17 protein-coding genes and 1 pseudogene are annotated in these 26,400 nt (G+C 50.1%); 17 read left to right on the top strand and 1 reads right to left on the bottom strand.

The window, feature by feature from the left end:
* The first annotated feature begins 126 nt into the window (after nucleotides 1-126).
* The 12 genes from Z042_RS03445 (at nucleotide 127) to Z042_RS03500 (ending at nucleotide 12,050) form a co-directional block, all read left to right on the top strand.
* Nucleotides 127-1,191: an ATP-grasp domain-containing protein gene (locus Z042_RS03445; RefSeq protein WP_024912800.1), complete on the top strand. Its 1,065-nt coding sequence runs from the start codon at nucleotides 127-129 to the stop codon at nucleotides 1,189-1,191.
* Between the two features lie 6 nt (nucleotides 1,192-1,197).
* Nucleotides 1,198-2,340 (top strand): phosphoribosyltransferase domain-containing protein, encoded by a 1,143-nt coding sequence (locus Z042_RS03450; RefSeq protein ID WP_037406681.1) that lies wholly within the window; start codon nucleotides 1,198-1,200, stop codon nucleotides 2,338-2,340.
* Nucleotides 2,333-3,106: an HAD family hydrolase gene (locus Z042_RS03455; RefSeq protein WP_024912802.1), complete on the top strand. Its 774-nt coding sequence runs from the start codon at nucleotides 2,333-2,335 to the stop codon at nucleotides 3,104-3,106. Before Z042_RS03450 ends, Z042_RS03455 begins: the two co-directional genes overlap by 8 nt.
* Nucleotide 3,107: 1 nt before the next feature.
* Nucleotides 3,108-4,187, top strand: coding sequence for a cysteine protease StiP family protein (locus Z042_RS03460; RefSeq protein ID WP_024912803.1), 1,080 nt, complete (start codon nucleotides 3,108-3,110; stop codon nucleotides 4,185-4,187).
* Complete coding sequence (locus tag Z042_RS03465; RefSeq protein ID WP_024912804.1) at nucleotides 4,187-5,137, top strand: HpcH/HpaI aldolase/citrate lyase family protein; 951 nt, start codon at nucleotides 4,187-4,189, stop codon at nucleotides 5,135-5,137. Before Z042_RS03460 ends, Z042_RS03465 begins: the two co-directional genes overlap by 1 nt.
* Nucleotides 5,138-5,274: 137 nt before the next feature.
* Nucleotides 5,275-5,751: a tellurium resistance protein TerW gene (locus tag Z042_RS03470; protein WP_024912805.1), complete on the top strand. Its 477-nt coding sequence runs from the start codon at nucleotides 5,275-5,277 to the stop codon at nucleotides 5,749-5,751.
* An 88-nt stretch (nucleotides 5,752-5,839) separates the two neighbouring features.
* Nucleotides 5,840-6,478, top strand: coding sequence for a vWA domain-containing protein (locus Z042_RS03475; protein WP_024912806.1), 639 nt, complete (start codon nucleotides 5,840-5,842; stop codon nucleotides 6,476-6,478).
* Nucleotides 6,479-6,497: 19 nt separating this feature from the next.
* Complete coding sequence (locus Z042_RS03480; RefSeq protein ID WP_024912807.1) at nucleotides 6,498-7,139, top strand: TerD family protein; 642 nt, start codon at nucleotides 6,498-6,500, stop codon at nucleotides 7,137-7,139.
* 1 nt (nucleotide 7,140) lies between these two features.
* On the top strand, nucleotides 7,141-7,782 hold the full coding sequence (locus Z042_RS03485; RefSeq protein WP_024912808.1) for a vWA domain-containing protein: 642 nt from the start codon (nucleotides 7,141-7,143) through the stop codon (nucleotides 7,780-7,782).
* A 90-nt stretch (nucleotides 7,783-7,872) separates the two neighbouring features.
* On the top strand, nucleotides 7,873-8,910 hold the full coding sequence (locus tag Z042_RS03490) for a TerY-C metal binding domain-containing protein (protein ID WP_024912809.1): 1,038 nt from the start codon (nucleotides 7,873-7,875) through the stop codon (nucleotides 8,908-8,910).
* Nucleotides 8,910-10,520, top strand: coding sequence for a PP2C family serine/threonine-protein phosphatase (locus tag Z042_RS03495; RefSeq protein WP_024912810.1), 1,611 nt, complete (start codon nucleotides 8,910-8,912; stop codon nucleotides 10,518-10,520). The genes Z042_RS03490 and Z042_RS03495 overlap by 1 nt, the downstream gene beginning before the upstream one ends.
* Before the next feature lie 30 nt (nucleotides 10,521-10,550).
* On the top strand, nucleotides 10,551-12,050 hold the full coding sequence (locus Z042_RS03500) for a helix-hairpin-helix domain-containing protein (RefSeq protein ID WP_024912811.1): 1,500 nt from the start codon (nucleotides 10,551-10,553) through the stop codon (nucleotides 12,048-12,050).
* Nucleotides 12,051-12,403: 353 nt separating this feature from the next.
* On the opposite strand, the gene Z042_RS03505 is transcribed toward Z042_RS03500, so the two are convergent.
* Complete coding sequence (locus tag Z042_RS03505) at nucleotides 12,404-13,720, bottom strand: ferredoxin reductase family protein (RefSeq protein WP_024912812.1); 1,317 nt, start codon at nucleotides 13,718-13,720, stop codon at nucleotides 12,404-12,406.
* A gap of 251 nt (nucleotides 13,721-13,971) precedes the next feature.
* Between Z042_RS03505 and Z042_RS25845 the strand changes: the two are divergent.
* The 5 genes and pseudogenes from Z042_RS25845 to Z042_RS03525 all read left to right on the top strand — a co-directional run.
* Nucleotides 13,972-14,110 (top strand): annotated as a pseudogene (locus Z042_RS25845) (IS630 family transposase); the annotation flags it as partial.
* Between the two features lie 61 nt (nucleotides 14,111-14,171).
* A complete protein-coding gene (locus tag Z042_RS03510) occupies nucleotides 14,172-15,446 on the top strand; it encodes a PcfJ domain-containing protein (protein WP_024912813.1) in 1,275 nt (424 codons plus the stop codon).
* Nucleotides 15,443-16,165 carry a DUF1266 domain-containing protein gene (locus Z042_RS03515; protein ID WP_024912814.1) on the top strand — a complete coding sequence of 241 codons (723 nt, stop codon included), beginning with the start codon at nucleotides 15,443-15,445 and terminating at the stop codon, nucleotides 16,163-16,165. Before Z042_RS03510 ends, Z042_RS03515 begins: the two co-directional genes overlap by 4 nt.
* Before the next feature lie 52 nt (nucleotides 16,166-16,217).
* Nucleotides 16,218-18,320, top strand: coding sequence for a DUF4034 domain-containing protein (locus tag Z042_RS03520; RefSeq protein WP_024912815.1), 2,103 nt, complete (start codon nucleotides 16,218-16,220; stop codon nucleotides 18,318-18,320).
* A gap of 82 nt (nucleotides 18,321-18,402) precedes the next feature.
* Nucleotides 18,403-26,325: a tetratricopeptide repeat protein gene (locus Z042_RS03525; protein WP_024912816.1), complete on the top strand. Its 7,923-nt coding sequence runs from the start codon at nucleotides 18,403-18,405 to the stop codon at nucleotides 26,323-26,325.
* Nucleotides 26,326-26,400: the final 75 nt, after the last annotated feature.

A 26,400-nucleotide genomic window follows, 5' to 3' on the forward strand; every position in this document is an offset into this window, starting at 1 on the left:
CAGTAAACGGCTTTTTTTATTGCCTAACCATTCATCATGTTATGATTGACATCATGTATGCGTATACTTAGACTCATGGCTATTCCTTTAACTCACCACACAGCCCTTCACGGTAATCATCATAAAATGGCACTTAAAATCTGGCTTCTGGAAGGCCTATCTTCCCAACGGGATATTATTCAGGGCATTGTTTCATTTGCGAAAAACCAACAAGCCGCAGTGACGGTTATCGCTTCACATCGTCATGAACGTAATGAAATCCTTTCACAAGCAGATAAAGCGTTGTCTGAGCCAAAAGAAGATGAGCACCGATTGCCCTTCATTCTTTCCACGGTAAAAGATCACGGCATTCGCGCCATTCATACCGGCCGTCACGCGCTGTGGTTTGAATCGCACCGTAAACAGATTGAGTCTTCCGGTGCCAGCCTGACAACCGGCGCAACCAGCACGGGCATGTTTGAATTGGCTGATGACAAAGTCGCTTTTGCCCATGCCATGGAAAAACGCGGCCTGCCGGTCGTCCCTTCCATCCGGGTTACCTCTGTGGCGGAATTGCGCCAACTCATTGCGCACTCGCCGTTTTCGGCCAGCCCGCTCTGCGTCAAGCCAGTGAAGGGTATTTATGGCATGGGATTCTGGCGTTTTGATGACACGGTTTCGCCTATGGCTGCCTTTACCCATCCAGAAAACAGAAAAGTGAACACACAGCGCTACCTCAGCGCGCTGTCTGACGCCGAAACGTTTGAGCCGTTGGTGTTGATGCCTTATCTCCCTGGCCCCGAATACTCCGTTGATATGTTGGTTGAGCGAGGTAACGTGCTGGCCGCCGTCGCCCGCCGCAAAGAAGGGGCGCTTCAGTATCTGGAGCATCATGGGGAGGCATTGGAACTTGCGACAGCTTGCGCAACCGCGATGGAGGCCGACGGCTTGGTCAACGTGCAAACCCGCAACGACGCCAGCGGGCATCCGCTTTTGCTGGAAATTAACCTGCGGCCTTCAGGCGGTATCGGCTACACCCGTTTTAGCGGTGTCAACTTGCCGGGCCTGTTCGCATTGCGCCAACTTGGGTTGATGAGCCAACAAGAAGTGATGGATGAGGCCAAAAAGTCATTTTCCCCGGCCATTGTCCGATCGATCACCGACGTGGTCAGGTATAATCCGGTGCTCAACAACCTGTTGGTGCAAGGATAACGCCTGATGACCAGCAACCAGCATCAACCCTATTTACGCACCCTGTCCTGTGGCACGCTGAGAGTGATGCCGACGGGTGGCAACGCCGCACTGGATGAGCTGTTTGATGTGGCCGAGCGGCGCAATCCCAAACGTGCTTTCCTGTTCGTCAGCAAAGTGCTGGGCCGGCATATTCCGGTTAAACCAGCCACGATGCGCACCATCTATCAGCAATTAGCCGCTCAATTTCCCGCCTGTGATACAGGCCCGGTTCTGTTTATCGGCATGGCCGAAACCGCCGTGGGCCTTGGTGCCGGTGTCTTTGATGAAATGCGGCATCACCTCAGCGAATCAGTGTACCTGACGTCAACCCGTCACCCGGTCGCAGGGGGAAAGTTGCTGTGTGAATTTAAAGAAAACCACAGCCATGCGACAGATCACCTGATTTATCTGCCCCATGATGCGGAACTGCGCCGCCGCGTGCTTGAGGCCAAAACCCTGGTGCTGATCGACGATGAAGCCACCACCGGTAATACATTCATTAACCTGCTCCAGGCGCTGCAACAGGAAGCCGGGTTACGGCACATTGCTCAGGTTATTACCGTGACGCTAACCGACTGGAGCGGTGGTGCACTCACCCGCCGCTGCCCGCTGCCGGTACAGGATATCTCGCTGGTACAAGGGGATTGGCACTGGGAACCGAATCCCAAGGCACCGATCCCGGTGATGCCGGAAGTCAATGTCACAGCCACCGGCAGCGTTCCAATCATCGGCAAACAAAGTTGGGGGCGCCTGGGCATGGCCGCTCCGGCAGCCGATCTGGGGAACGGTATTCAGGCCTCTCCGGGGGAAAAACTCCTGGTGCTGGGCAGCAGTGAATTTGTCTGGGAGCCGTTCTTACTGGCCGAACGCCTTGAAAAACAAGGCGCAGATGTCAAATACAGCTCCACAACCCGCTCGCCAATTGCCACCGGGTTTGCCATTCAGTCAGCGATTGCCTTTACCGATAATTATGGGCTGGGTATCCCTAATTTTGTCTACAACGTTGCCCACCAGCGGTTTGACCGGGTGTTGCTGTGTACTGAAACACCGGCTGAGAGCGTCGATCCCATTTTAATTGAGGCGTTACAACACATCGCCCCACGCGTTGAGGTGATTACCTATGAGTAAGCCAGTCATTTTTTCCGATCTGGACGATACCCTCTTCCAGACGCGCCGCAAGATGGTCGATGAACTCGATCTGGCACCGTATCGCACCGGGGCGCTGGATCGCAGCCTGGAGCCACGGAGCTTCATGACAGAAGAACAATCGATGCTGGTGGATTGGATGCTTGAACATGCTGAACTCATCCCGGTTACCGCCCGTGGCACAGAAGAAATCCGCCGCGTGAGTATCCCCTTTCGTTCATGGGCCGTTGCCACCCACGGCGCGGTGATCCTAGATCCCCAAGGCCATGTGGACGCCACCTGGCAGGCCCTGATGCTGGAGAAGCTGCATCCATACGCAGAAAGGCTGCTGGCTATGCAACACCTGATCACCGAGTTAATGGCAGCGCGTAACATTGATGGCTGGGCCCGTATTAACTACGAATACGACAACACACCGGTATATCTGGTCATGAAACATCGCGATAGCACCCGTCTTGATGAACTCTATGCCATTGCTGATGAAGTCGAAAAGGTTTTCCCTACTGAAGGATATTATATCCACCGCAACAGTAATAACGTTGCCTGGCTGCCTACCGTGGTGGAAAAAGGGTTGGCCGTCACTTTCCTGCTTGAAAAACTGCGGCTTGAACGCGGGGTTTTCCCGGTTATCGGTCTTGGTGACAGCCTCAGCGATCACCGTTTCATGAAGCTTTGCACCTGGTTTGGTTTGCCGCGCCAGAGCCAGTTTGCCACTGCGATCTCCCGCCATCTGTTCGGAGAAACGTAATATGCCTGACTTTACCCCGTTTTCCGGCTCATACCTGCCCCAGGATGTGCACTTTTTACTCAAACCGGTTGAGATAGCCATGACTCCCGTTGAGCAGAAAGAGCGGCTGATTCAGTCCGGTGCTCGTCACTATTCAGAAATGCTGAGCCAGGAACCGGAACCCACCACCTGGCATCTTGATCTGTTTGCCCGCGCCCTTGAGCAAGGGGCAACGCGTCTGGCCAAAGAAGTCAGTATGTTAGCGCTGGCGTTAACTGAACGGTTCAAGGATACCCCCATTGTGCTGACCAGCCTGGTGCGCGCTGGCGTTCCATTGGGGGTAATGCTTCAGCAGACCTTACGGGCGATGGGTAAAGAGTCCTATCACTACGGCATCAGTATCATCCGTGACCGAGGGATTGATGCGGCGGCACTCGCCTGGATTGAAGCGCGTCATGGTACTGACGGCATCGTCTTTGTCGATGGTTGGACCGGCAAAGGCGCCATTACCGGTGAGCTGATCCGCTCCCTCAGCAAGCGGCCCGGTTATCCTGTGCAGCCCCGCTTAGTGGTGCTGGCCGATCCCTGCGGGTGTGCGTGGCTGGCCGCCAGCGACGATGACTGGCTGATCCCCTTTGGTATCATGGGGGCTCCCGTTTCAGGGATGATTTCCCGATCTATCTGGTCGGAAGAAGGGCTGCATGGCTGCGTGCAGTGTGAACATCTTGCCCGCTTCGAATGCAGCCGCAAACTGGTTGATACCGTGGCGGAATATCGCGCCGTGCTGGATACGGCTGCCATCCCCTCCAGCACAGAGGAACCGGGCAGGAAAGCCTATTTACAGTCGCTGAGTGAGCAGGTGGTGCGAAATCTCGCGGCAAAATACCAGATCTCAAGCATTAACCGCATTAAACCAGGGATCGCAGAAGCCACTCGCGCCGTCCTGCGCAGAGTGCCAGATCACGTCCTGGTTCGCTCAGTAGACGATCCCGACGTCGCATTGCTGGTCTATTTGGCTCGCGAAAAAGGGCTGACCATTACCGAAGTGGGTGATGAAATCGGGCAATATCGTGCGGTAACCATTATCAAGAAGGTGCTCTAATGAATAAACGGCTCTCCCCTTGGCGGTTGGGTGCAACACTGTATATGCCTGCAACCCGCACAGACATTTCCGACGCTATCCTGAAGAACAAAATCGCCGGGTTACGCTCACTGATCATCTGTCTTGAAGATGCAGTCAGTGAAAACGATATCCCCCAGGCGCTGAATAATCTGCGCCAACTGACGTTAATGCTGGCCAAGGCAAAAGCGGCCGGTGGCAATACCCACTGGCCGCTGGTTTTCATCCGGCCACGTCACGCAGAAATGGGGGAATTGCTGGTAGCCACCCTGGATTTGAGTGCTATTGACGGTTTCGTCCTGCCCAAATTCACCCTGGCTTCTCTGCCCTGCTGGTGGAATCTGATGCAGGACACGCATTTATGCATGATGCCAACGCTGGAGACAGAAGAAGTCTTTGACGTGCTGCAAATGCGCGAGTTAGCGACCACCCTGAAGCACCACCCCTGCCATCAGCGAATCATTGCGCTACGCATTGGTGGCAACGATCTGATGAACGTGGTGGCGCTGAGAAGATCTCGTAGCCAGACGCTGTATGACGGCCCGTTGGGGTACGTCATCAAAATGCTGGTAGCGGTGTTCTCCTCACGCGATTTCGCTCTGACCGCCCCGGTTTGCGAACACATTGACGATCACCAGATGATGGATAAGGAGCTGGCTCTTGATATGGCGCACGGTCTGGTGGGCAAAACTGCCATCCACCCGAACCAAATCAGTACCATCGAAAAAGCGCTCATGGTACAACCCGCCGATCATGCCGATGCTCTGCGCATTCTGAATTCATCACAGGCCGTGTTTAAATCTCAGGGCTCAATGTGCGAACCGGCGACACATCGCCGCTGGGCATCCGAGGTGCTGGCCCGTGCTCAGGTCTACGGCATTGCTACCGAGCAGGCACAGGAAAGCATCCGCCTGCTGACAACCGAGGCATAAACATGGAGTTCAGGAATGCTCGCATCAATCTGGATGATGCCGTTCCTGTTGCATTACTTTTGCGGCCAAAAAATGTCAGCAACATTGACCTTTCAGGCCGTTGAACCTTTGACCATGAATGCAGGCAGTCATTAACTATGCAACTCAATACGCGACAAACCCGAATCTATACGCTGGCCAATATACTGGGTTCAGGTAAACCGGTGTCCGCCGCACGGATCATCACGTTGCTGAATTGTTCCGAACCGACCCTGACACGTGCGCTGAAAGAGCTCAGGGAATCCTATTCTGCCGAAATCAAATACAGCAAGGCCACACATTCTTACCAGTTGATTCAACCCGGGCAACTGGACAAAAAGACGCTGCGCCGCATGCACGAAACGCTGCTGGCTAACTCTGAGCTTAAAACAGGCGAAACCGTCAGCCGGGTTTATCTGGATAAAGAGAAGAAAAAAGCCGTTTCACTTTCATTGAAAATGTCAGTGCTGCGTAAAATCGATCGGTTATCCAGGATCAGTGAAACCACCCGCAGCGAAGCGGTAGAGATGCTGGTTGGCTGCTGCCTTGACGAACTGGTGCGTGACATCCAGGCCCGCAAAAAAGGGGCTAATTAAGCCCCTTTTCGCATTTCTTTCTGTTGAGATAACAACCAGAACAATTATGATGTAAGGAGATTAGCACTACCTATAGTAAGGGAATATGATGAGAAGACTACCGGTCTACCTGTTGCTGGATACTTCCGGCTCCATGACGGGCGAACCTATTGAAGCAGTCAAGAACGGGGTACAAACTCTTCTGTCCACGCTACGGCAGGACCCCTACGCGCTTGAAACCGCTTATATCTCTGTGATTACCTTCGATTCTTCCGCGCACCAAACGGTTCCGCTGACCGACTTGCTGAACTTTCAGCTGCCGGAGCTGGTGGCCAGTGGCACCACTGCAATGGGTGAAGCACTATCATTAGCCGCCACCTGCATCAGCCATGAGGTCCAGAAAACGACCGCGGAAACCAAAGGTGATTGGCGGCCACTGGTGTTCATCATGACCGATGGTTCCCCAACCGATGACTGGCGCAAAGGCGTCAGCGACTTTAAAGCCGCAAGAACCGGTGTCGTGGTTGCCTGTGCGGCAGGTCGTTCCGCCGGAACCAACGTGTTGCAGGAAATCACCGAAATCGTTCTCCAGTTAGATACTGCTGATTCAGCGTCGATTAAAGCCTTCTTTAAATGGGTATCAGCCAGTATTTCCGTAGGTAGTCAAAAAGTTGAGTCTGGCAAAAAAGAGGTCATCGGTTTGGATGATCTACCGCCACCACCACCAGAAGTTAACGTTGTTTTATAAAAATAATCCAGGGGGTTTTATGTCAGTTAGTTTACGTAAAGGACAGGGCGTCAGCCTGCGTAAGAACGAATACGATCTTTCTTCAGTCACCATTGGGCTTGGCTGGGATATCAATGAAGAAAAGAAAGGTATTCTGGGCGGCCTGTTTGGTAAAAAAGAAGCAGAGTATGACCTTGATGTCGTCGCATTCCTGTGCAATGCCCAAGGGAAAGTCACTGATTTGGGGAATGTGGAGAACGGTCAGCCAACGCTGGTGAACGGAGACATCATTTTCTTTAATAGCCAGCGTCATAAATCCGGCCATATCTGGCTGACTGGCGATAACCGAACCGGAGCAGGCGACGGTGATGATGAGCAGATTATCGTCAAACTGAATTCCCTCGATCCTCAGTATGAAAAAATTGTTTTCATTGTGCAGATCTATAATGGTCAGCAACTGCAACAGCACTTCGGTAAGGTACAGAATGCCTTTATCCGGGCAGTAGACGCCCATAACATTGAAATGGCGCGTTTTGATTTGTCCGGTGGCGCTGCCTTTACCGGCCAGCGTTCAATGCTGTTTGCGGAACTGGTGCGTGAGAGCACCGGCTGGAAGCTGAATGCCGTTGGTGAACCCTCCAACAGCGATACCTTTGTTTCCCACCTAAAGAGTTATCTGTGATATGAGAAGGCTACCTGTTTATCTGCTGATTGATACTTCCGGGTCCATGCGCGGGGAGTCTATTCATGCTGTTAACGTGGGTATTCAGGCCATGATGAATGCTCTGCGGCAAGATCCCTACGCGCTGGAAAGCGTGCATATTTCCATCATCACCTATGACAACGAAGCGCGAGAGCATATTCCGCTGACGGCATTGGAGGATTTTCAATTCACCGATATCGTCGTACCCAGCGCGGGGGGCACCTTCACCGGTGCTGCGCTGGAGTGCCTGATTCGATGCGTTGATCGTGATATCCGTCGTTCTGATGGCGATCAGAAAGGTGACTGGCGTCCTTTGGTATTCCTCATGACCGATGGCACACCTTCGGATGCCTATGCCTACGGTGAAGCGATCCGGGAAGTGAAAAAACGGGCTTTCGGCTCCATTATCGCCTGTGCCGTTGGCCCGAAGGCTAAACATGAGCACCTAAAGCAACTCACCTCTCAGGTTGTGGCCCTTGAAACACTGGATTCCACGGCATTTTCCGGTTTCTTCAAATGGGTGTCTGCAAGCGTCGCCTCTGGCAGCAGCAGTGCGGGGGTCAACGCTACCGGGCAGGATAATCTGCCACCGCCACCGCCAGAAATACAACTGGTTCTGTAGCGAACAGGCAAAGCCTCTGCATAAGGTGCTTTGCCTGATTTTTCGTCACCACCCTATTTAAGAGATATCGGCCTGCCGAGGTGTTTAACCATGAGAAGACTGCCTATTTTCTTCGTTCTGGACTGCTCAGAGTCTATGATCGGGGAAAGCCTGAAAAAAATGAATGATGGCCTGCAAAGGATCGTCAGTGACCTTAAAAAAGATCCCCACGCGCTTGAAACCGCCTGGATATCGGTAATTGCTTTTGCCGGAGTAGCAAAAACCATCGTTCCGCTTGTTGAAGTGGTGTCTTTCTATACCCCACGTTTGCCAATTGGCGGGGGCACCAACCTGGGGGCCGCCCTACGGGAATTAACCCATCAGCTTGACGAACAGGTCAGGAAAACCACGCACGAGCGCAAAGGCGACTGGAAACCGGTGGTCTACCTGCTAACGGATGGGCGGCCAACGGATGATGCGGCCCCCGAAATAAAACGCTGGAAAGAGCATTACGCGAGCAAGGTCAATCTGATCGCCATTGGGCTTGGCCCATCGGCAGATCTCAACATTCTGCGGCAGCTGACGGATAACGCACTGCTGTTCACCGATGCCCAGGAAGGTGATTTCACCCAGTTCATCAAGTGGATCACCGCTTCCGTTTCTGCGCACAGCCGCAGCGTAGGGGAGGAATCTCCCCCACTGCTTAATCAGACAGATCAGATTGTCCGGTTGGCGAAAGACGACGTGGCCAGAACCTATGACGAAAACTGTGTCATCCTGACAGGGCGGTGCAGCAAGTCACGCCGCCCCTATCTGATGAAATACGAACGCCCGGCCGTCAATCTTTCTACCCTGGATTTTAAACTCAATATCAACGGCTTCAATCTCAACGGCTGTTTCCCGGTGGATGAGGATTATTTTACCTGGAGCGATGAATCAGCCTCGTCTCTACAGGTGAATACCAGTGAACTGCATGGTGTACCGGGTTGCCCATACTGTGGTAATGCCAGCGCGTTTGCGATGTGTCGTTGTGGCAAATTACTCTGCATCAACGGGCCTGACGACGTTATCTGCCCATGGTGCGATAGGGGGCTCACCTTTAGTGCCAATAGCGGTGATGATTTTGATGTGAGCCGGGGAAAAGGCTGATGAAAGAGCATAACAAGCTGCACCAGAAAATATTGAGCCTGATTCTGGCAGAAACTGGGGCAACGGCGGAACTTGCTGAGTTGCAGGAGGATGAAGATCTTGGTGCGTTGCTCGCAACCATCATTGCAAAAGTGGCAGCCAGTCAAACAGCAGGCGTGGCCGATATAACGCTTGATGTCCTGTCTGAACAACCATTGGTGCCGCTTGCCGATGAGCCAGAGGCCAGTATTGAGCCCGCCGCCGCAGACACTCTTGAGGTTGCAAACAGCCCCCTGACACTCCCAGATGACAATCCCGTAGCAACCCCACCCACGGCTGGCAGCGCGGCATGGCAGGTCATGCAATTTCCGCCACCTGTAACACCACCTGAAGCCGCTACCCCTCCCTTGAAGCCCGGCCAGGTGCCAACCGCCAGCGCGGTAAACAGCGCACCTCTTTTTATACAGCCGGTGGCAAGAATCAACATTGCCAATGCCCGTACCGGTGTCATGTTCCATTCCACTGTCGATATCACACTGGATAATGGCGCAATAGCTGAAGTGCTGGATGTGTCTTTTAGTAAAGATATCGGCATCACCTTTGATCAGGCTACGTGTTCGCTGTCAGGCACACCAACCGAAAGTGGCGACCTTGAGATAACGGTAACCTGGTCTTGCCCTACCACGCCGCAAGGTTCAACCAAGGTATTGTTTATTGTGAATCCCGATCCGCGCAGTTTATGGAAGATTGTCGAACCTCCGGCTGATGCCCGTTATTTTAAACAGCATATCGATCATCAACATATTCAAGGGCCTGGCGTGAACCTTGTGGCGGCCAGCCGCAGAGGGCGCTCACATGAACATGCGGGAAGCTTTCGGGATGACGATTTCTATATCGCCAGCAATGCCGCGACTGGCTGGAACATCATGCTGGTGGCCGACGGTGCGGGCAGCGCCAAAAATTCGCGTGAAGGTTCCCGCATCGTGACAGAAACGGTGGGAAATTATCTGGCAACGCTGCTGAATGGTGACAAAGGCCAGGAACTGAAAGCACGTATTCTAAGCTGGACATCAGACGATCAACGCCTGGTCTGGGATGCCTTTAACCGCTTGTTCCAGCAAGCTTCCGTCATTGCCGTCAACAATATCAGCAATGAATCAATATTGGCTGACGAAAGCGTCAAATCCTATTCAACCACTTTGCTGGCTGCCGTTTCATTCCGTCACGGTGCTGAACTGTTCGCTGCCTCTTTCTGGATGGGCGATGGTGTGATTGCCGTTTACGGGCCGACAGGGAAAGTGCGCGTATTGGGTACTCCAGACAGCGGTGAATATGCTGGCCAGACGCGTTTTCTGGATGCCGATGCCGTACAAGACCCGAATTTCAGTAAGCGCATCAGCATCGGTAAATGGGCGGAAATATCGCATTTGGTGCTGATGACCGATGGTGTTTCCGATCCCCGGTTTGAAACAGATAACGGCTTACACAATAGCCAGAAGTGGGATGCATTGATCTCGGAGATCACGCCCTGCTTGAGCGATGACTCGCAGCCCGCAGAGCGGCTTGCTGAATGGCTGAACTTCTTCTCTCCGGGTAACCACGATGATCGCACTCTTGTCGTCTCGTGGTAAATGGACTGAACTACATGGCTGGTAAGTAATATGGCAAATATCGTTACGTGTACAACCAAGGATGGGGTAACCATCCAGTATGTTGATGAAGTTATCGGTTCGGGTTCCATGAAGGATGTCTACTTTTCCCCCGATAAGTCTTACGTCGTGGCATTCTACAAAAAACCGCAGAATGAACAGGCAAAGGAACGCATCGACATGATAACCGGCCGCTACCGGGAGAATATCTTTGAGCAGGCTGGCGGAGATTATTGGAAAGGGCTTTTTTGCTGGCCCACCAGCGTAGTGGAACATGATGGGAAAATCGGGATTGTGGTGCCCACCTATCAAAGCCACTTTTTCTTTAAATACGGTTCAAAGAATAATGACTTTCTGGGCATTAAGGGCCGGGAAAAGGAAGGCAAATGGTTTGCCAGCGCCAATAATCAGAATAAGTTCCTGGACCCGCGCGAACGCGGCAATATCCTGAGCTACCTCAAAGTCTGTTTAATGCTGACGAGAGCCGTCAGGCGCATGCACGCTGCTGGTCTGTGCCATAGCGATCTCAGCTATAAAAACGTTCTGATCGATCCTGAACAGGGACACGCCTGCATCATCGATGTCGATGGTTTGGTGGTGCCAGGGAAATATCCGCCCGACGTGGTAGGCACCCCGGATTTTATTGCCCCTGAAGTGGTGAAAACCAGTCATCTGCCGAAAGAAGATCCCCAGCGGATTTTACCCAGCATCGCTACCGACAGGCATGCGCTGTCCGTTCTGATTTATATGTATCTCTTTTACCGCCACCCGCTGCGTGGCGGTAAAATTCATGATCTGGATGACGAGATGCGCGATGAATCGCTGGCCATGGGGGAAAAGGCGGTCTTTATTGAACACCCAACCGATCACAGCAACGCAGTCAAGTTGAACCAGATCTCTCCCTTTTCCCAGCCTTGGGCCGATCCCCAAAAAGTACCTTATACCATTATGGGCCCCTATCTGACCCCCCTGTTCGATAAGGCATTCATTGACGGCTTGCATGACCCATCCAAACGGCCAACGGCCGATGAATGGGAAACCGCCCTGGTTAAAACTATTGACCTGATACAGCCTTGCCAAAACGTTGCCTGTGAACAAAAGTGGTATGTTTTCTCCGGTACAACTCAACCCGTCTGCCCTTATTGCGGGAGACCGTTCAAAGGGAAGCTGCCGATTCTGAATCTTTACTCATCGCGTAAAACTGGGAGTTACCGGCCAGACGATCATCGCCTGATGGTATGGAGCGGCCAATCAATCTATGCCTGGCATGTTAACCGCCTGATAGCGCCCAATGAGCGAACGTCAGACGCGCAAAAAAAACGCGTTGGCTATTTCGTCTACCATAATGACCAGTGGTGGCTGGTCAATGAAGGAATCAGCGGGCTCCTATCCTTACCGGACAAAACAGTAATCGCGATTGGTGAAAAACTGGCCCTTAACGACGGCACTCAATTCGTCCTTTCAACCGAAGAAGGTGGCCGCTTGGTGGTGGTCCAACTGGTATCAAACTAGCGTTTGCCGGAAGCCAATAGATCAGGGCGAGGAGGTGCCATACGGCACTCTTCGCCCGAAACTGCGTGATGCCCCGATAATCCCCAGTCAATACAGAGTATTAAGTAAATATGTTCCCCAAGACTTCACGCAGAGTTCAATAAAATGTGGCGGTTGGGATGACTGGGAGCGCGAAATACGCCAGTCAGAGTGGCATAAAGGCCCGGTTGGTGTACCAAGCACCTTGCTTACGCCAATAAAACGCAAAAATTAACTCACCCGCAAATAAGCAAATAGGAGAGCGAGCAAAATCACAATGACAGCGGTGGCTATCGCCAGGCGTTCAGCAAACAGACGGCGCATCAGCGTTCTCCTCAAGCAAAGTGATAACGTTCAGAATGGTAGCGGGATAGCGGTACATTCAGCTCAGAAAGTGCTTTCTCTATGGCATCCATCATGACGTTCGGCCCACAAATAAAGTATTCGTGCTCGGCATAACCGGGTGGCAGATGCCGTTTAAACAACTCTGCGTCAATAAATCCCCGTTCACCTGCCCACTCTGCCGAGGGGTGGGTCAGCACATGCACAACCGTCAGATTCATTCTTTTTTCCAACGCGTCCAACTCTTCGCGAAAAGTAATCGACTCCCAATCTTTGCTGCCATAAATCAGGATTATTGGCCGCTGGTCACCGCGATCGGCCTGTGTACGGATAATGCTCATCATCGGCGTGATCCCGACTCCCCCCGCAACCAGGATACGCATATCAGCGTGCTTCCCTAACGTGAACGCACCGTAAGGGCCGTCAAGATAAACGCGTTGTCCGATTGGTAGCGACTGGATACGGCTGGTAAAGTCACCCAGGTTACGAATGGACATTTCAACACGGCCATCTTGTACCTCTGCGCTGGACGAAAATGAAAATGGATGACCAGTGATGTTAAACGGATTACCCCACACGGTCAGCCAGCCAAATTGCCCGGGCAAAAAACGGAAACCAGAGTGCCCTTCCGGCTGCATTAATAGCGTGGTGGTACCACCACGTTCCTGGCGAACCGCCGTAATCCGGTAAGGCTTCCGTAGCATGAACAGCGGTTTGAATACGCGAATGTACAACAGCAGCCCAAGCCAGAACACAATCAGCGCAATCCACAATCCACGTTTCCAAGGATCATCCAGATAGAAACTCCAACCAATCATATGCAGAACCCCTGCTACCAGAGCAACGAGTGCCAAGACGATATGAGTCAGGTGCCAGGTTTCATAACGGATCTTCAGCTGTACGCGCCAAAGCGCCATAATGACCAGAGCGATCAGTGAATAGGTGGAGAGTGCGGCAAACCGGGCGCGCCATGGTGCTTCGATAAAGTTAAGCAATGCCAGCAGGTCTGGACGAATAACAAACAGAATGATCGGATGGGCAATGACTAGCCCGACAGCAATCAGCGAGATACGGCGGTGAAAATGATAAATGACATCTTCACCCAATGGCTCGGTCACGTAACGAAAACGGGCCGTCAGACCAACTTGTAGCCCCATCATAGCCAGCCCGGCGTAACCTAGGGCAACCGAAAATTCGGTCCAAAAATCACGCGCAGGTGGCATTGCGCCCAGTAATAACGCAAACAATGGAGCAAGAATAAAAAATAGATATATCAGCAGCCAACCTATACTGCGGAACCCATAACTCATCGGTTATATCCCTGTAAAATATATTAATATCAGTATAGTTCAGCGATCACAGGGATCGCGTTAGATACCTAATTTGATGATGTAAAAGTGATTATTTACTCGGGATAATAACCCCTAAATACTTTTGCTTGCAAAGGCCCGAGCCACTTGTGAAACATATTCCAGATGATTTTGGTTATCAGCGTTCGTGCTGGAGCACAAAGCTACTGGCAGGTTCATGGACCACAAAAACGTGTGGTAACAAAAATATTATCTGGTCGGCGTTTCATGACACAATAGCCCGTAATCATCAGTGCCGTTCAATGTGACCATTGCTAAAAAAGGTTCACCACTTTATGAAAAACGCCAGTCCATTCCCCCGAAGGAAAACATGGTCTGGTAAAAGTGTAGCGATATTAAGCCATTTAGCTTTCTCATTTAACCAATAGATTAGGATACATTAATTAATTTTATGGCAGTAATATCACGTCGTCAGAGCGGTTATTTACCCCGAAATGTGATCAATGCCCCGGAAGTGAAACAGGCGATCAGGGGCCGTAGCCAGCAGCGAACCGATCCCCTGGCCATAACCCAGTGGTTAGAGAACCATTTTTTTCGCTGGGTGATAGGCAGCTTTCCCCAGGCCAAAGAGATCAACTCTATCTCTGATTACATATTGTATGTTGGTGCAGAGTCTTCAGTTCCCGACTGGTTAACGGCACGATTATTACCCCAGAAGGAAGAAGAGGCCTCGTGTTCCAACGCAGAGCAACCGATTTATTACCTGAACCCCAATCACCTGCAGCTTTTACAAAAAGAGCAAATCCTGGTCGAATTTCTTAGCTCACGGCTTGATGACAATCCACTAAGTCGTAAATTGCAGCGTATTACCTGCTCGCAGGCTTTAGCCATGTGGCAAGCTGAACATGAGAAGATGCAGCGAGCCAGGCGAGCGAAGGGCTGGTCACCGAACAGTGGCCTGGGGCTAAAAGAGGTGCTACAGGTTACTAATGGTGCAATTTTCGAATTTATTGCCCACCACTCAGCGCTACGTGAAGAAATGGCTTATGAATCGCGACATATGCAACATTGCGTCGGACATTTTGCCTCTAATCGTGATTTCAGTGGCGGCTATGGGGAATTTTACGCAGAAAAAGTTGAAACTGGTCAGCTCCGTTTGTTTACTTTACGTAGCCAGGGAAATATGCCCCACGTGACTATCGCACTTGATGTTGATAACCAACAATTAAAAATAAATCAAATCAAGGGTAAACAAAACCGCTACCCGATTAGAAAATATGCCGAAGATGTTCTGCGTCTATTACAGCTTTTACAGCCATTACCAGAGCGCCACCCCGATTGTGAAGGTATGGGAGTGGTCTATGAGAGAGATAAAGAACAGCCAAAAAATGATGGCTGGAAGTTTATTAGTGAAGTTCAGCAGTTGGATTTTTTACTCAGCGTTATGAATAATAATTTTCATCTGATTGAACATTTTGCTCATCCCCCCGCTATTTTACAGTGGCTTCTGCTACGTGGTGCCCCTAAAGAGCTTCATCGCTTACGCAGCATTGAACCCGCAGTGGCGGCGGCAGCTCGCCTGATGCTTGATAAGGCACAGTGGCCAACTATTTTGCAAGACAATACGCCTGAACCAAGAACTTATAGCATCGAAGGGATCGCTATCCCGGAATGGATTCTTGCGCCATTGAGTACCAATGCCTCCACCAAGGAGTTCACGGGATGAGTGCACTCATTACATTCTTTTTTCTTGGCCTGGGCATTTATTTCTTCGGGAAAACACAGCGTAGTAAGTATCGTCAGTTGATAGCCGAAGAGCGCGCAAAGGATGCCGCAGCAGCCAGACTGACTTGTCATGACAGGCGCCGTTGGGCGCTGGCGCTGGCCGATATTCTGTTTATCCGTAATCAACTGCCGCATAACGTCACAACGCTGGACCTTCAGCTATCTGAAGTGAAACGGCAGCAATTGTCAGAACAGTTATTGAAAGAATTAGGCATAGCGGATAATGCCAGTGATGAATATCGCCGTGAACATGTGGAGAGGAGCCTACGTCTATGGATATCGGGAGTCGGTCAAGCCCCGGCTGCTTTTTATGAAGAGATGGCAACCCGTGGGCAAGTGAGAGACGCCATTGCATTTGACTGTATGAGAACAGCTTTTCTAGTTCGCTGTATGGCTGGCTTGGGCTGGTGTAACCATAATGATGCCTGGTTGATATTGTTACTTAATGCCCAACGTGCCCAAGATAGTTTTGTTAGTTGGCAAGATTACGGTGCCGCTTATGCCCGTGCGCGTCACATATGGTTAGAACTCATGCAAACACCCCCACAGATGATGGATCGTGCTGCATTGGAAATTAAAGAATATCTGGCCCGGCAAGACAATAACTGGAATCGCTGCCCTTGGCAGGAATATAAAATTTTTGTTTTGGAACAACAGTAACATTTTTATTGGTGGCACCTTTTTATTTCATCGTCAAACGGAGTAAAGAACCATGCATGGACGAAGTTATATTCCCTGTAACGCTGCTGAATATCCTCTGTTGGAGGTGGCCGTATTCCCCCCCAAAGACAGAGATTGGTGGCTGTGCGATATGGGCTCCTTCTTGCGCGATGGCCGTTACCAACAGCTGGATGAACAACTGGAAACCGCGCTTTCTGCCTCATTTTTAAGCCGTGAGGCCGAGCAGCAATACTACTTTGCCTGGTCTCATGATAGTCCCAGGCTCGATTTGCACGACATTATTTCCACCGGGCCTGAAGGTTTGGCGCATATAAAAGCCTGGCAGCGTGCCTGCCCTGCATCAAGCCATGCCTGGTTGGCTGAAACAGCCTACTGGCTCTATTATGCCTGGCAGTACCGCAGCCACGGTTGGGCGACAGAGACAACGCCGTCGATGTGGGCGTGTGCTGCGGCCTGTAATAAGATGATGATACTGGCTGCCCTGCAGGCGCTGACATTAGAACCCCGTCAGTGGATGGCTCCAGCGCTTGTTGTCACAGCATTTAATGTGCCTGATTGGTTTAACTTAATTAATGAGGGTAAGAATCAAAGCGTTCAGTCTGTCTTGAATGAACTGCGTAACCACCAGCGGCAACACCCAGAGGAAATGGATGCCCTGATGGCCTATTCTGGGCTCAATGGGCATATAGAGATAATCATTCCTGATGCACTCCCAACCGGTATGCCACTCAATCATAATGGGCGACGCCTGAAGGGGCGGAATTTCTGGTTATTTGCTGGGTTACATATTCATCCAGCGCTATATTATATTTTTATCAGTTATATTCCGTTTAAAATGCCCCGGTGGGGTGGTTCGCAGGAAGAAATAAGGCAATTAATATCTTCTCCGGTTTGCGAATATTTAACTGTTCAGGAGAGAGATCATTTACGGCATCTGGTTTGGTGGGATGATTTTCGTGATGCCTGTGGCCATGAAGTCGAAGATCTCACTGAACGTAAACAACAGTTTATTGAAGTACAACGGGAAGCTGAGCAGGCGTTAAATGCGGCCGATCGCGCTGAGGCACTGCGCTGGTTGACCGTGAGTTACTATGCTCTGGAAGATGAAACATCTGCCTGGCACTATCTACAACAAGCTGTCGCACAAGAACCCAATCTAGGCCCGTATTTGCACAATGCCGCACTGTCGCTGGCCGAGAAGTTCACACCCGATTCGCGCTGGAGGCATAATCAGATTTGCCATAATGCCCAATATGGCCGATCTCCTTATGCGATGGTTCTGTTGGGCTACTGTCTGCTGACCGGGCTGTTTGGTTTCACTCAAAACGAAGCTTTAGGCCAGCAGTGGCTTGACTACGCGTTGAAGCAAGATTCGTGTTTTGCTTGGAATGAAACCGCTGATAAATTGCACAAACTCGGCTACCAGGAAGAGGCAATACATCTGTTAACGCTTGGTGCTGAGCGCGGCGCTACAAATACCGCGTCTAAATTAGCTTATTTTTATGTGTTCGATCAGTCTATACCGCGGAATATTCCACGCGCAATTACCTATTGTCATCAGGTTATTGATCAAAACACCGCAATTCTGAGCCAAAGGGTTGTGCAAAAATACCCACTTATTAATAACCACTATGCGTTTTCTTATGAAGATGAATTAAAAAATGTTTATTACTATTTGGCGCGCGGTTATCAGTTGCTTTGCTTTGAAGAAACTGACGCGGCAAAAGTTGCCGAACTTGAGCGGCAGTTAATCATCTCATTGAAAGCAGCCATTGATTGGGGTGATGCTCAGTCATTGCCCAGCTTGCTGGCACTCCTTTCTGAAATTCAGACTCTGGACGTGACTCACCAGTATCTCGATCTTTTGTTAGAGCATGGTTACAAAGGTAATATCACGGCAATGACGTCATTAGCCAAGATTTACTACAATCGCCGAGATAAAAAGCTTTATAACTATAAAATGAGCGCCCGCTGGATGTATTTTGCGCAAACGATAGCTCCAGATGATGAAAAGGTCGCAGAGATATTTTTCTCTCATCACGGCAGAAACTATTGGTCGATATGTCGCTACACATGGTCAACGCTGCGTATCGCTGCGCATGAGATCCCAGGGCAAGAAAATTCAATGGTCTGACTCCTGAATCAAGAGCGCCACCAGCCAACACACCTTTGGCATGAATCATGCCGGTTATCTTTTTACAAGGACATACAGCACAATGACAGCTCCATCTGGTTCTTTGGTGATCCAAAAACTCAATCAGTTATGTGATAACGGTTACCATATTGCCGCCTGGGAGCAGGGCATTGCTGCCTTTGGTCCTTTGGGGAATTGGCCCGGTGCAGAAGGCCAGGAGTTGGCATGCCAGATAGCTTCCCATTTTGGCCTCCGCAGGATCTATCAGGTATTAGTGAGGAGAGGCTATCAGCGCTATCCCAATCATCATGCGTTGATTGTACGTTACGGCCAGTTGATGCTTGCACGCCGGGGAGCGCTCTACACCTTTGAGTGGATTAACACCCTTGTACCTCCGCCAGAGGCGGAGACAGAAAGCCTGATAGCATGGCTACTTTTCCAGAGCAATATCTATGCTTACGTAAGGGACTTCACCCAGGCGCAGCAATACGCGGACTCAGCCTCCCGTCTTTGCCCCAATCATCCTGCCGTTCTTCACCATTGTTCGACACTTGCCCAGATGCAAGACCACTACGAAGAAGCCCTGCGGATCGCTGAGTCGAGTTTTGTTCAATATCCAGATAGCTATCTTTGCCATCAGCAACTGACCCATATTCTCACCCTGTGTGGCCAAGAAAAGCGGGCGCTGGCTTCTCTCCAGCAGTTTATTGCTAAAACGCAAAACGTCCAGATGATGTGTGAACTGATCATTCTGCAACTGGAGCTCAAACAGTATCCGCAAGCCATAGAAAGTCTGAATCAGTTAGCACAGTGCTTACCCCCCGAGCTGACAAAACTGGATCCTTCGGCGCTGCCTGCCTGGATAAGCGCAATGCGCTGCGATCTTAGCTGTATCATCGGTGACCTGCCGATGGCACAAGAACAGGGAAAGATGGCGGCTAACCATCTGGTAGCCTATCGAGATATTTCAGCCCGCTTACTCCAGGCAGAAAGCTTTCAGCCCCAGAAGCTGCTGGATGTGGCGTTCATTCGTCAACACCATAAAACCTGCGTTCCCGCCACGTTAACCGTAATAGCCCATTATTGGGGGGAGCCAGCTGACCACCTTTCCATCGCAGATGAAATTTGCTACGACGGTACCAGCCATTACTCAGAGAGGAAATGGGCGGAAAATCAAGGGTGGATCGCGCACGAATTTACCATTGACTGGAACAGTGCCTGTTTGCTGATTGATAAAGAGATCCCGTTCACGCTCACAACAACAGAGACCACGTCTGCACATTTACAAACCGTAATTGGTTATAGCCCATTGAGGAAAACCCTGATTTGCCGCGATCCCTATCGCCGTTTACAGGTTGAATTTGAAGCCGAAGATCTTTTTTACTCTGAAGCTCCTTATGGCATACGCGGTATGGTATTGGTGCCAGCCAGCCAAAAAGCAAGATTGGCAGGGCTCAACTTGCCTGATAAAGCCCTGTGGGATGGGCTGCACGAAGTCAATTCGGCACTTGACATCCACGATCGGCCACGTGCATTACGTGCCTGCCTGGCATTACGCGAAACTGCACCAGATCATCTATTGGCGTTACAGGCTGAACGCACCATCGCCAGCTATGACTCCAATCCATCCGTCACATTAAAAATCGAAGAAAAGATCTTAGAACGTTACCCGAATGACACCCGCAGGCAATTATCCAAAGCCAGTCTATTTGAGGAGCTGAAAACAAAAAGGGAATACCAACAATGGGTTGAAGAAATTAACCGGCGTAATCCAGACAACCCTTATATTCAGCTCAACCTGGCTGCTCAATTGCAAAAGCACCACGCCAGCTATGCTGAAAGTGAACATATCTTACGCCGGGTCATGCGGCAGTCTGATACCCAAGAGAGCACTGTTTGGACACAGTTTGCCAACCTGCGCTGGAAACAGCAGCAGCGTAGTGAAGCACTGCAATATTACCGCCACGCCAGTACGCTGCAATATACCAATGAATCTGCCGCTGAACGTTATTTTCAGGCACTTCACTGCCTGAAACAAACTGATGCTGGCTTGAACTACCTGCAACAACGCCACTACCAACTAGGTCAGTACTCCTCGCTTCCTACCATCACCCTGTGTGAACAATATGAAAAACTGGGGCGGATGGATGAAGCGCTGCCTTTACTGACAGAAGCCACAGAGCGGCACTCCTCCGACAGCCGGTTGTTACTTTTTACCGCCAACATGTGGAGCCGGGCAGGAGAACAAGCAAAAGCAGAGGCGTTGTTAGAGAAAAGCAGGCCGCTTTGTAACCGTAGCCAATGGTTGCAAACCAGAGAAGCAGTGTTATTACGTAGCGGTGGTGATAACCAAACCGCGTTGGCATTGTTGCAAGAAGCCTCAGAACTCGAACCTTTCAATAGCAACCTGCATAATAAAATCGCCCGGAAACTCGATATTTTGCATGGGCGAGAAACAACCCTGGCATGGTTGAAAACCACCGCCGCTCGCTTTCCTCATCATAAACAGTTGAATAGTCTGTATGCCTTCTGGCTGAAAAAGAACCCCGATGAGCGGCTTGAAGCGGCATTGCGCCATTTGCTAGATATAGATCCAGATTATCAATGGGCCATTCGTGAGCTGGCCTATTGTTTAAGCGCAGGAAAACGATTCGAAGAAGCTCAGGAGGTTGTCTTGCGGGCCGTGCAGCTCGCCCCGAACGAGCCTGAAACCGTTATTGCCCAAGGTTTCCTTGCCGCGCAAAGAGGTAACAAGGCGGATAAGCGCCACTTCTATCGTCAAGCCCTGTGTCTGGATATCGATCAAGACTTTCCCGCTTATCAGCTCATGCATGACTGCCACTCTCTTGACGACAGAATCGAGGAGGTGACTTTTTTCTGCCAGCAGCTTCAGGTGCAAAATAGCCACGGGGATGCGCTGTTAACATTGCAGGATATTGGGCAACACTCGCTATCGCCAAATGCTTTGCTTGATCAGTTGGAACTGTTCCACCAGCAATATATGAACCTCTGGCAAAGCAGGGTCGCCGTTGCCCGCCAGTTGATCAGAATGCAACGTTTTGAAGAAGCAGTCACATTGCTTGAGGCGGTGATAAGCGATTTCCCGTTACTATCTGAAATCCCTTACGAACTTGCTCAGATCTTTTTCTCTGAACAACGCTACGACGAATGTCTGCGGTCACTGAAACAGGTGTTACGTTTGGACCCCTGGTCAGAACAGGCGGTGCAACTCGCGGTACGGGTCTATATCAATCAGGATAACGGACTGGAAGCTGCTTACGAGTTACTGGAACAAAGTCTCAACTTAACGCCTGAAAGTAGCGACTTGATGACTTTAAAAGGCATTGTGCTATGGCGGCAAGATAAGCCCCAAGCCGCCATCCAGGCACTGACGCAGGCCATCTGGCAGGATACGGACAGTGATTGGGCCTGGAACACTCTGCATCAATACACACGCTATCTTAATGATGAAAACTGCCTTTATCAGCTATCTCAAGAGATTGCTCAACAACGGCCCAACGATGTGGCTGCCCATCTGGCTCTTGCACAATACACCCCGCTTCAGGAAGAGAAAGAAAGGGCCTTGCAAACCGTATTAACACTGTCGCCACGCCATATTGCCGGACATGAGGCCTACCTTAACCTATTGTTTGAGCAATGGCGTTACGATGAGATGTCCCGTCATTTCAGCCCTGAGCTTTGGGGTGAGCGCCCGCCTTTAAGGATAGAAATATTCCGTGCACGCCAGCTCTATATGCTGGGGCAGCACCAGCTTGCCATAGAGAAAGCGCAGGCTCTTTTAGCCGAAGATCCTGAGCGTTATACACTGTGGCAAACGCTGGCTGACTGGCTGGAGAAAAATGAAGATTGGGCAGCATTTCTGACTGCTGCCGAGAATATGGTCAGATTACAGCCTGAGTCTGCTGTTGCATTAGGGGGATACCTTGCTGCCGCTTATCACCACTTGGGGAAACTGGAAGAAGCCAAACACTATTACCGGCAAGCGTTGCAATATGAACCTGAATACGCCTATGCCCTGACTCAGCTTTTTGACTTACTGCTCCAGGCAGAGGAAATCGACGAAGCGAAAGCGTTGTGGGCATTACAGCAGCAGCGTGTTCATCTAGTGATTGGTTGTGGGCTGAAACTCGCAGAAAAAACAAAAGATGAGGCACTGCAACAAAGTTTATTGATAGAGCGGATCACTCATAAAAAAATTGACGATCAACGCTGGCGAGAAAGCAACTGGATAATTGAGGAATTGGCGCTGGAGGAGCCACTGATTCAGCATATCACTGACAGTTTATCTGCGGATCGGCCGATTAATACCCCTGCTCTTTTATATTGGCTGCGGAAGAATAGCCAAGATGATGGTCTTGATTTAAATCTGGCCCGCCAACAATTGGAACTGGGTGTAGCAGCAGTCCCTAACCACAATGAATTGAATGCATGGCTTATTTATCTACTGTGGCAGCAGAATGAAAGTGAAGCTGCCCTAGTCAGGCTCGAACAGCAGTTAACACAAAATGCGGATGATAATTGGTGCTGGGCGCGTTTAAAAGAGTACGGAGAGAAAAATCAGCAACCGCTAAGAGCCCACCAGCTAGCACAACGCCTAGTGACGCTGCATCCCAAAAATGAGCATGCATGGCTTGCCTTGATAACGCTCTCTTCTGATGAACAGAGAGAAGATATCTATACCCGATTTGTTCAGCTTTTTCCGCGCCATGTTCACGGACACGAACGTTATCTGGAGTTACTTCTGGAAATGGAGCGGTTTGATGAAATGCTCCCTTATTTGGCGGAAACCTATTGGGGGGGATATGTTCCAGCGGTGATTCAGGTTCTTACAGCCAAGAGGCTGGTCGCTTTGGAGCAACGGCGCGAAGCGATTAATATGCTGGAAAGCACGGTTCAGACAATACCGGATGATAGTGCGCTTTGGTATGCTCTGGCGGATCTCTACCGCCATGACGAGATTAAAAATGCTGAGGGCTATCTGTATGCCAGCCAGCAATTAACCAGATTACGCCCTGATGACTATGTATCTCTTGGTTATGTTGCCCACGCCCATATCTTAAAACAGGATAAAAACGCCGCCATTCCCTATCTGGAAAAAGCCATTGCACTCAGCCCGAGTTACTCTTTTGCTACCAATAATCTCTTCGATATACAGTTTGAAAACGATGATTTTAGCGCAGCCAAACAGACACTGGATGTCATCACAAAATACGTCAGTGACGGTGATAGTGGCCTACGGACACTCAAACTTGGATTAAAAATCCATGACGACTTGATGCTGCATGCGGGAATTCATCTATTTATTGCCGACTTCGAGATGTCGAATAACGAAAATAACTGGCAGACCGTTTTAACCTTACTGACGGCGGTAGAAAAGCTGCATCTACTGGATGAGGGTATTGAAAACATCCTGTTGGAATGCCAGGAAGCTGCCTGGATAGCAATGGATTGGTGGTTGCAGCGGCACAAACTGAGTGAGATGCAGAAGCCGATTATTGATGCAGTCATGCAGAAATGCTCGGGTAATAAAGCAATACTTGCCAGAGAGATTTTATCCTCTATTGGCAATTGGAGTGACAAACAGCAGGTTCCCTACTTACTCAGCTTTATACAGCGGTACGGTCACATCCTCAGAGCCGATCCTATTGCGCATGCCAAGGTCAGTTATGCGCTCAATTGCCACGAGCTCACGCAAGAAACGATTGATTGGATGCATGATTGGCAAAGAGAAGATATTCGCCCTTGGTGCTTATCTAATCTGTTGACCTCATTATTGTGTGAGCGCAAGAATAAAGATCTTATTCTGCGCGTCGCCAAGTTAGCTCATCAGTTACAGCCGGACGAAGCAGAAAACGCCATCTGGCACTGTGCCGCGCTGATACATCAGGGCGCCGCACCCGCCCAGATTGCGAGTCTACTGGATGAAGTCGCTTTTGACTCTCTTACCCGCACCTTCTGGCAAGGCGTCTATTATATTGCGCAGGGATACATCGCCTTATTACGTGATAATGACTGGACGGCCGCCGCCTCACACCTCGGTAATGCAGTTCAATATCATATCTACAAAGATAAGGGCTTTTGTCACCTGTTAAAAACATTAAAGTGGCGCTTGTTCAGGGTGAAAGGTTTTAAAGCCATGCGTTTATTATCGGCAACGCAAAGTGCCTATGCTGGTTTTAAGGCATTTGCCAATGAAGATTATGATCGGGTGACAGAGAGGTTGGAACCGTTGGCCCACTTCCTATCTGCTCGGCCAATAATTTATTTAATCGATATTTACAACTCGCAGCAACAATACGAAAAAATGATGTTTTGGTTAAAACTTGGTGCAGAAAATCATATCCCAGGGACCTATTATAATCTTGCCCTGGCTTATTATGATGGACGAGGAACTCCACGTAATTTACGACAGGCTTTGCGCTATTTCCATTTATCCGTAAAAAACGACAATGATAATGATGCTCGCTACATGCTCGCCAGAATGTATCAAACTGGCGAAGGTTACGGGTTCAATCCCTATGAGGCGGCCCGACAATTTCATGCAGCAGCAGAACTCGGCCATACCCACTCAGCTTTTGCTTACGCAGTAGTGCTATATAACGGTGAAGATATAGAACAAAACAACCAGCAAGCAGTTTACTGGTTTAAACGTGCTGCCGATGATGGGCATATGGAGGCTAAAAACTGGTTTGCCTACTGCCTCTATCAAGGATTGGGAATTGAACAGGATCAACAGGCCGCTGTACAACTCTGTTTACCGCTGGCAGAACAAGGTCAAATGAAAGCCCAATATATCTTGGGAGAAGCTTACGAGAGCGGCTCGTCAGGTTTGCCCGAAGATCGGCTTCTCAGCCTTAAATGGTATATGGAGGCGGCAAAACAAGGGGATTCAGAAGCACAGCGCAAAGTTGGCGATCTATTCTGTTTTAACGGGTCTGAATTAGCGATAAATCCAGACTATAATGCGGCCTTGGAGTGGTACAACAAAGCAGCAGAACAGGAAAACATCGTTGCCATCCATCATCTTGGTTGGATGCATGAGAAAGGCCTTGGTGTAGAGGCTGATCTTGAGCAGGCAGCTCATTACTACCTAAAGTCGGCAGAGAAAGGGTTTTTCCAGTCCTGTTTCAATCTGGCACTGCTTTTCGCTCGCCAGGATCAGTTTACGCAGGCAGAGTACTGGCTCGAAAAGGCTGCACAAGCCGGTAATGACGAGCAAAAGCTGGTTGTTGCGATGGAGTATTACGCGAGTGATAACGGTATTCCCGTCAATGAAGAGCTCGCATTACACTGGTTTAATGTCAGTGCAAAAATGAATAACCGTAATGCGCAGCAAGGACTGGCTGCAATATATGGGCAGGTGGCGCTGGACGCTTATTTCTCTCTTGATGAAGGTGAATCGCTGAGTACAGATGCCCAATATGCCAGTAATGAAGCGTGCTATTGGGGGGTAATGGCGCTTGAAGATAACCCTGACTATATACCATTATTATCTATGATCGGGCTTATCCATTATTTTAATGAAAATATCGAAGGCCACCATGAAAAAGCCATTAATTATCTGCAACGGGTTATTGAACTCGAAAAAACGGATGATGACCGTCGCCACTCTGCATGCTATTACCTGAGCAATATATATGAAACCGTTACCAGCAGTCATTATGACCTGCAACAGTCTTACTTCTATTTAAACCTTGCCGCACAGGAAGGAAATGCAAACGCTCAATACATGATTGCCCAGTTGTATCTTAACCCCGCGTTTGAACTGCATTCGTCCGAAACTGCGTGGCTCTGGTTGCACGAATCGCTGTATGGGGCACATGATCACCTCAGTGAGATAAATATCGAAGAAAAGGATGTTGTTGATCAACAAATGGCTGAAATCTATCGGCAGTTGACTGGCAGAGAGCAACAGGCAGTGCAAGAAATGAAAACGGATTGGCTAGGTTTTAGCCGATCACAGGAGACCGCATTTGATAGCTAGCGCTATTGAATTTACTTAGTTTTATCTGGTTGAATTTTGGTTGATGCCCCCAAATGCTTTTGCTTGTAGAGAGCG

It is taken from the genome of Chania multitudinisentens RB-25, from assembly GCF_000520015.2.
Lineage (GTDB): Bacteria > Pseudomonadota > Gammaproteobacteria > Enterobacterales > Enterobacteriaceae > Chania > Chania multitudinisentens.

What these genes read in the sequence shown, in the direction of transcription:
- Z042_RS03445 (WP_024912800.1), top strand. Translation starts at nt 127, where the DNA reads ATGGCACTTAAAATCTGGCTTCTGGAAGGCCTATCTTCCCAACGGGAT.
- Z042_RS03450 (WP_037406681.1), top strand. Translation starts at nt 1,198, where the DNA reads ATGACCAGCAACCAGCATCAACCCTATTTACGCACCCTGTCCTGTGGC.
- Z042_RS03455 (WP_024912802.1), top strand. Translation starts at nt 2,333, where the DNA reads ATGAGTAAGCCAGTCATTTTTTCCGATCTGGACGATACCCTCTTCCAG.
- Z042_RS03460 (WP_024912803.1), top strand. Translation starts at nt 3,108, where the DNA reads ATGCCTGACTTTACCCCGTTTTCCGGCTCATACCTGCCCCAGGATGTG.
- Z042_RS03465 (WP_024912804.1), top strand. Translation starts at nt 4,187, where the DNA reads ATGAATAAACGGCTCTCCCCTTGGCGGTTGGGTGCAACACTGTATATG.
- Z042_RS03470 (WP_024912805.1), top strand. Translation starts at nt 5,275, where the DNA reads ATGCAACTCAATACGCGACAAACCCGAATCTATACGCTGGCCAATATA.
- Z042_RS03475 (WP_024912806.1), top strand. Translation starts at nt 5,840, where the DNA reads ATGAGAAGACTACCGGTCTACCTGTTGCTGGATACTTCCGGCTCCATG.
- Z042_RS03480 (WP_024912807.1), top strand. Translation starts at nt 6,498, where the DNA reads ATGTCAGTTAGTTTACGTAAAGGACAGGGCGTCAGCCTGCGTAAGAAC.
- Z042_RS03485 (WP_024912808.1), top strand. Translation starts at nt 7,141, where the DNA reads ATGAGAAGGCTACCTGTTTATCTGCTGATTGATACTTCCGGGTCCATG.
- Z042_RS03490 (WP_024912809.1), top strand. Translation starts at nt 7,873, where the DNA reads ATGAGAAGACTGCCTATTTTCTTCGTTCTGGACTGCTCAGAGTCTATG.
- Z042_RS03495 (WP_024912810.1), top strand. Translation starts at nt 8,910, where the DNA reads ATGAAAGAGCATAACAAGCTGCACCAGAAAATATTGAGCCTGATTCTG.
- Z042_RS03500 (WP_024912811.1), top strand. Translation starts at nt 10,551, where the DNA reads ATGGCAAATATCGTTACGTGTACAACCAAGGATGGGGTAACCATCCAG.
- Z042_RS03505 (WP_024912812.1), bottom strand. Translation starts at nt 13,720, where the DNA reads ATGAGTTATGGGTTCCGCAGTATAGGTTGGCTGCTGATATATCTATTT.
- Z042_RS03510 (WP_024912813.1), top strand. Translation starts at nt 14,172, where the DNA reads ATGGCAGTAATATCACGTCGTCAGAGCGGTTATTTACCCCGAAATGTG.
- Z042_RS03515 (WP_024912814.1), top strand. Translation starts at nt 15,443, where the DNA reads ATGAGTGCACTCATTACATTCTTTTTTCTTGGCCTGGGCATTTATTTC.
- Z042_RS03520 (WP_024912815.1), top strand. Translation starts at nt 16,218, where the DNA reads ATGCATGGACGAAGTTATATTCCCTGTAACGCTGCTGAATATCCTCTG.
- Z042_RS03525 (WP_024912816.1), top strand. Translation starts at nt 18,403, where the DNA reads ATGACAGCTCCATCTGGTTCTTTGGTGATCCAAAAACTCAATCAGTTA.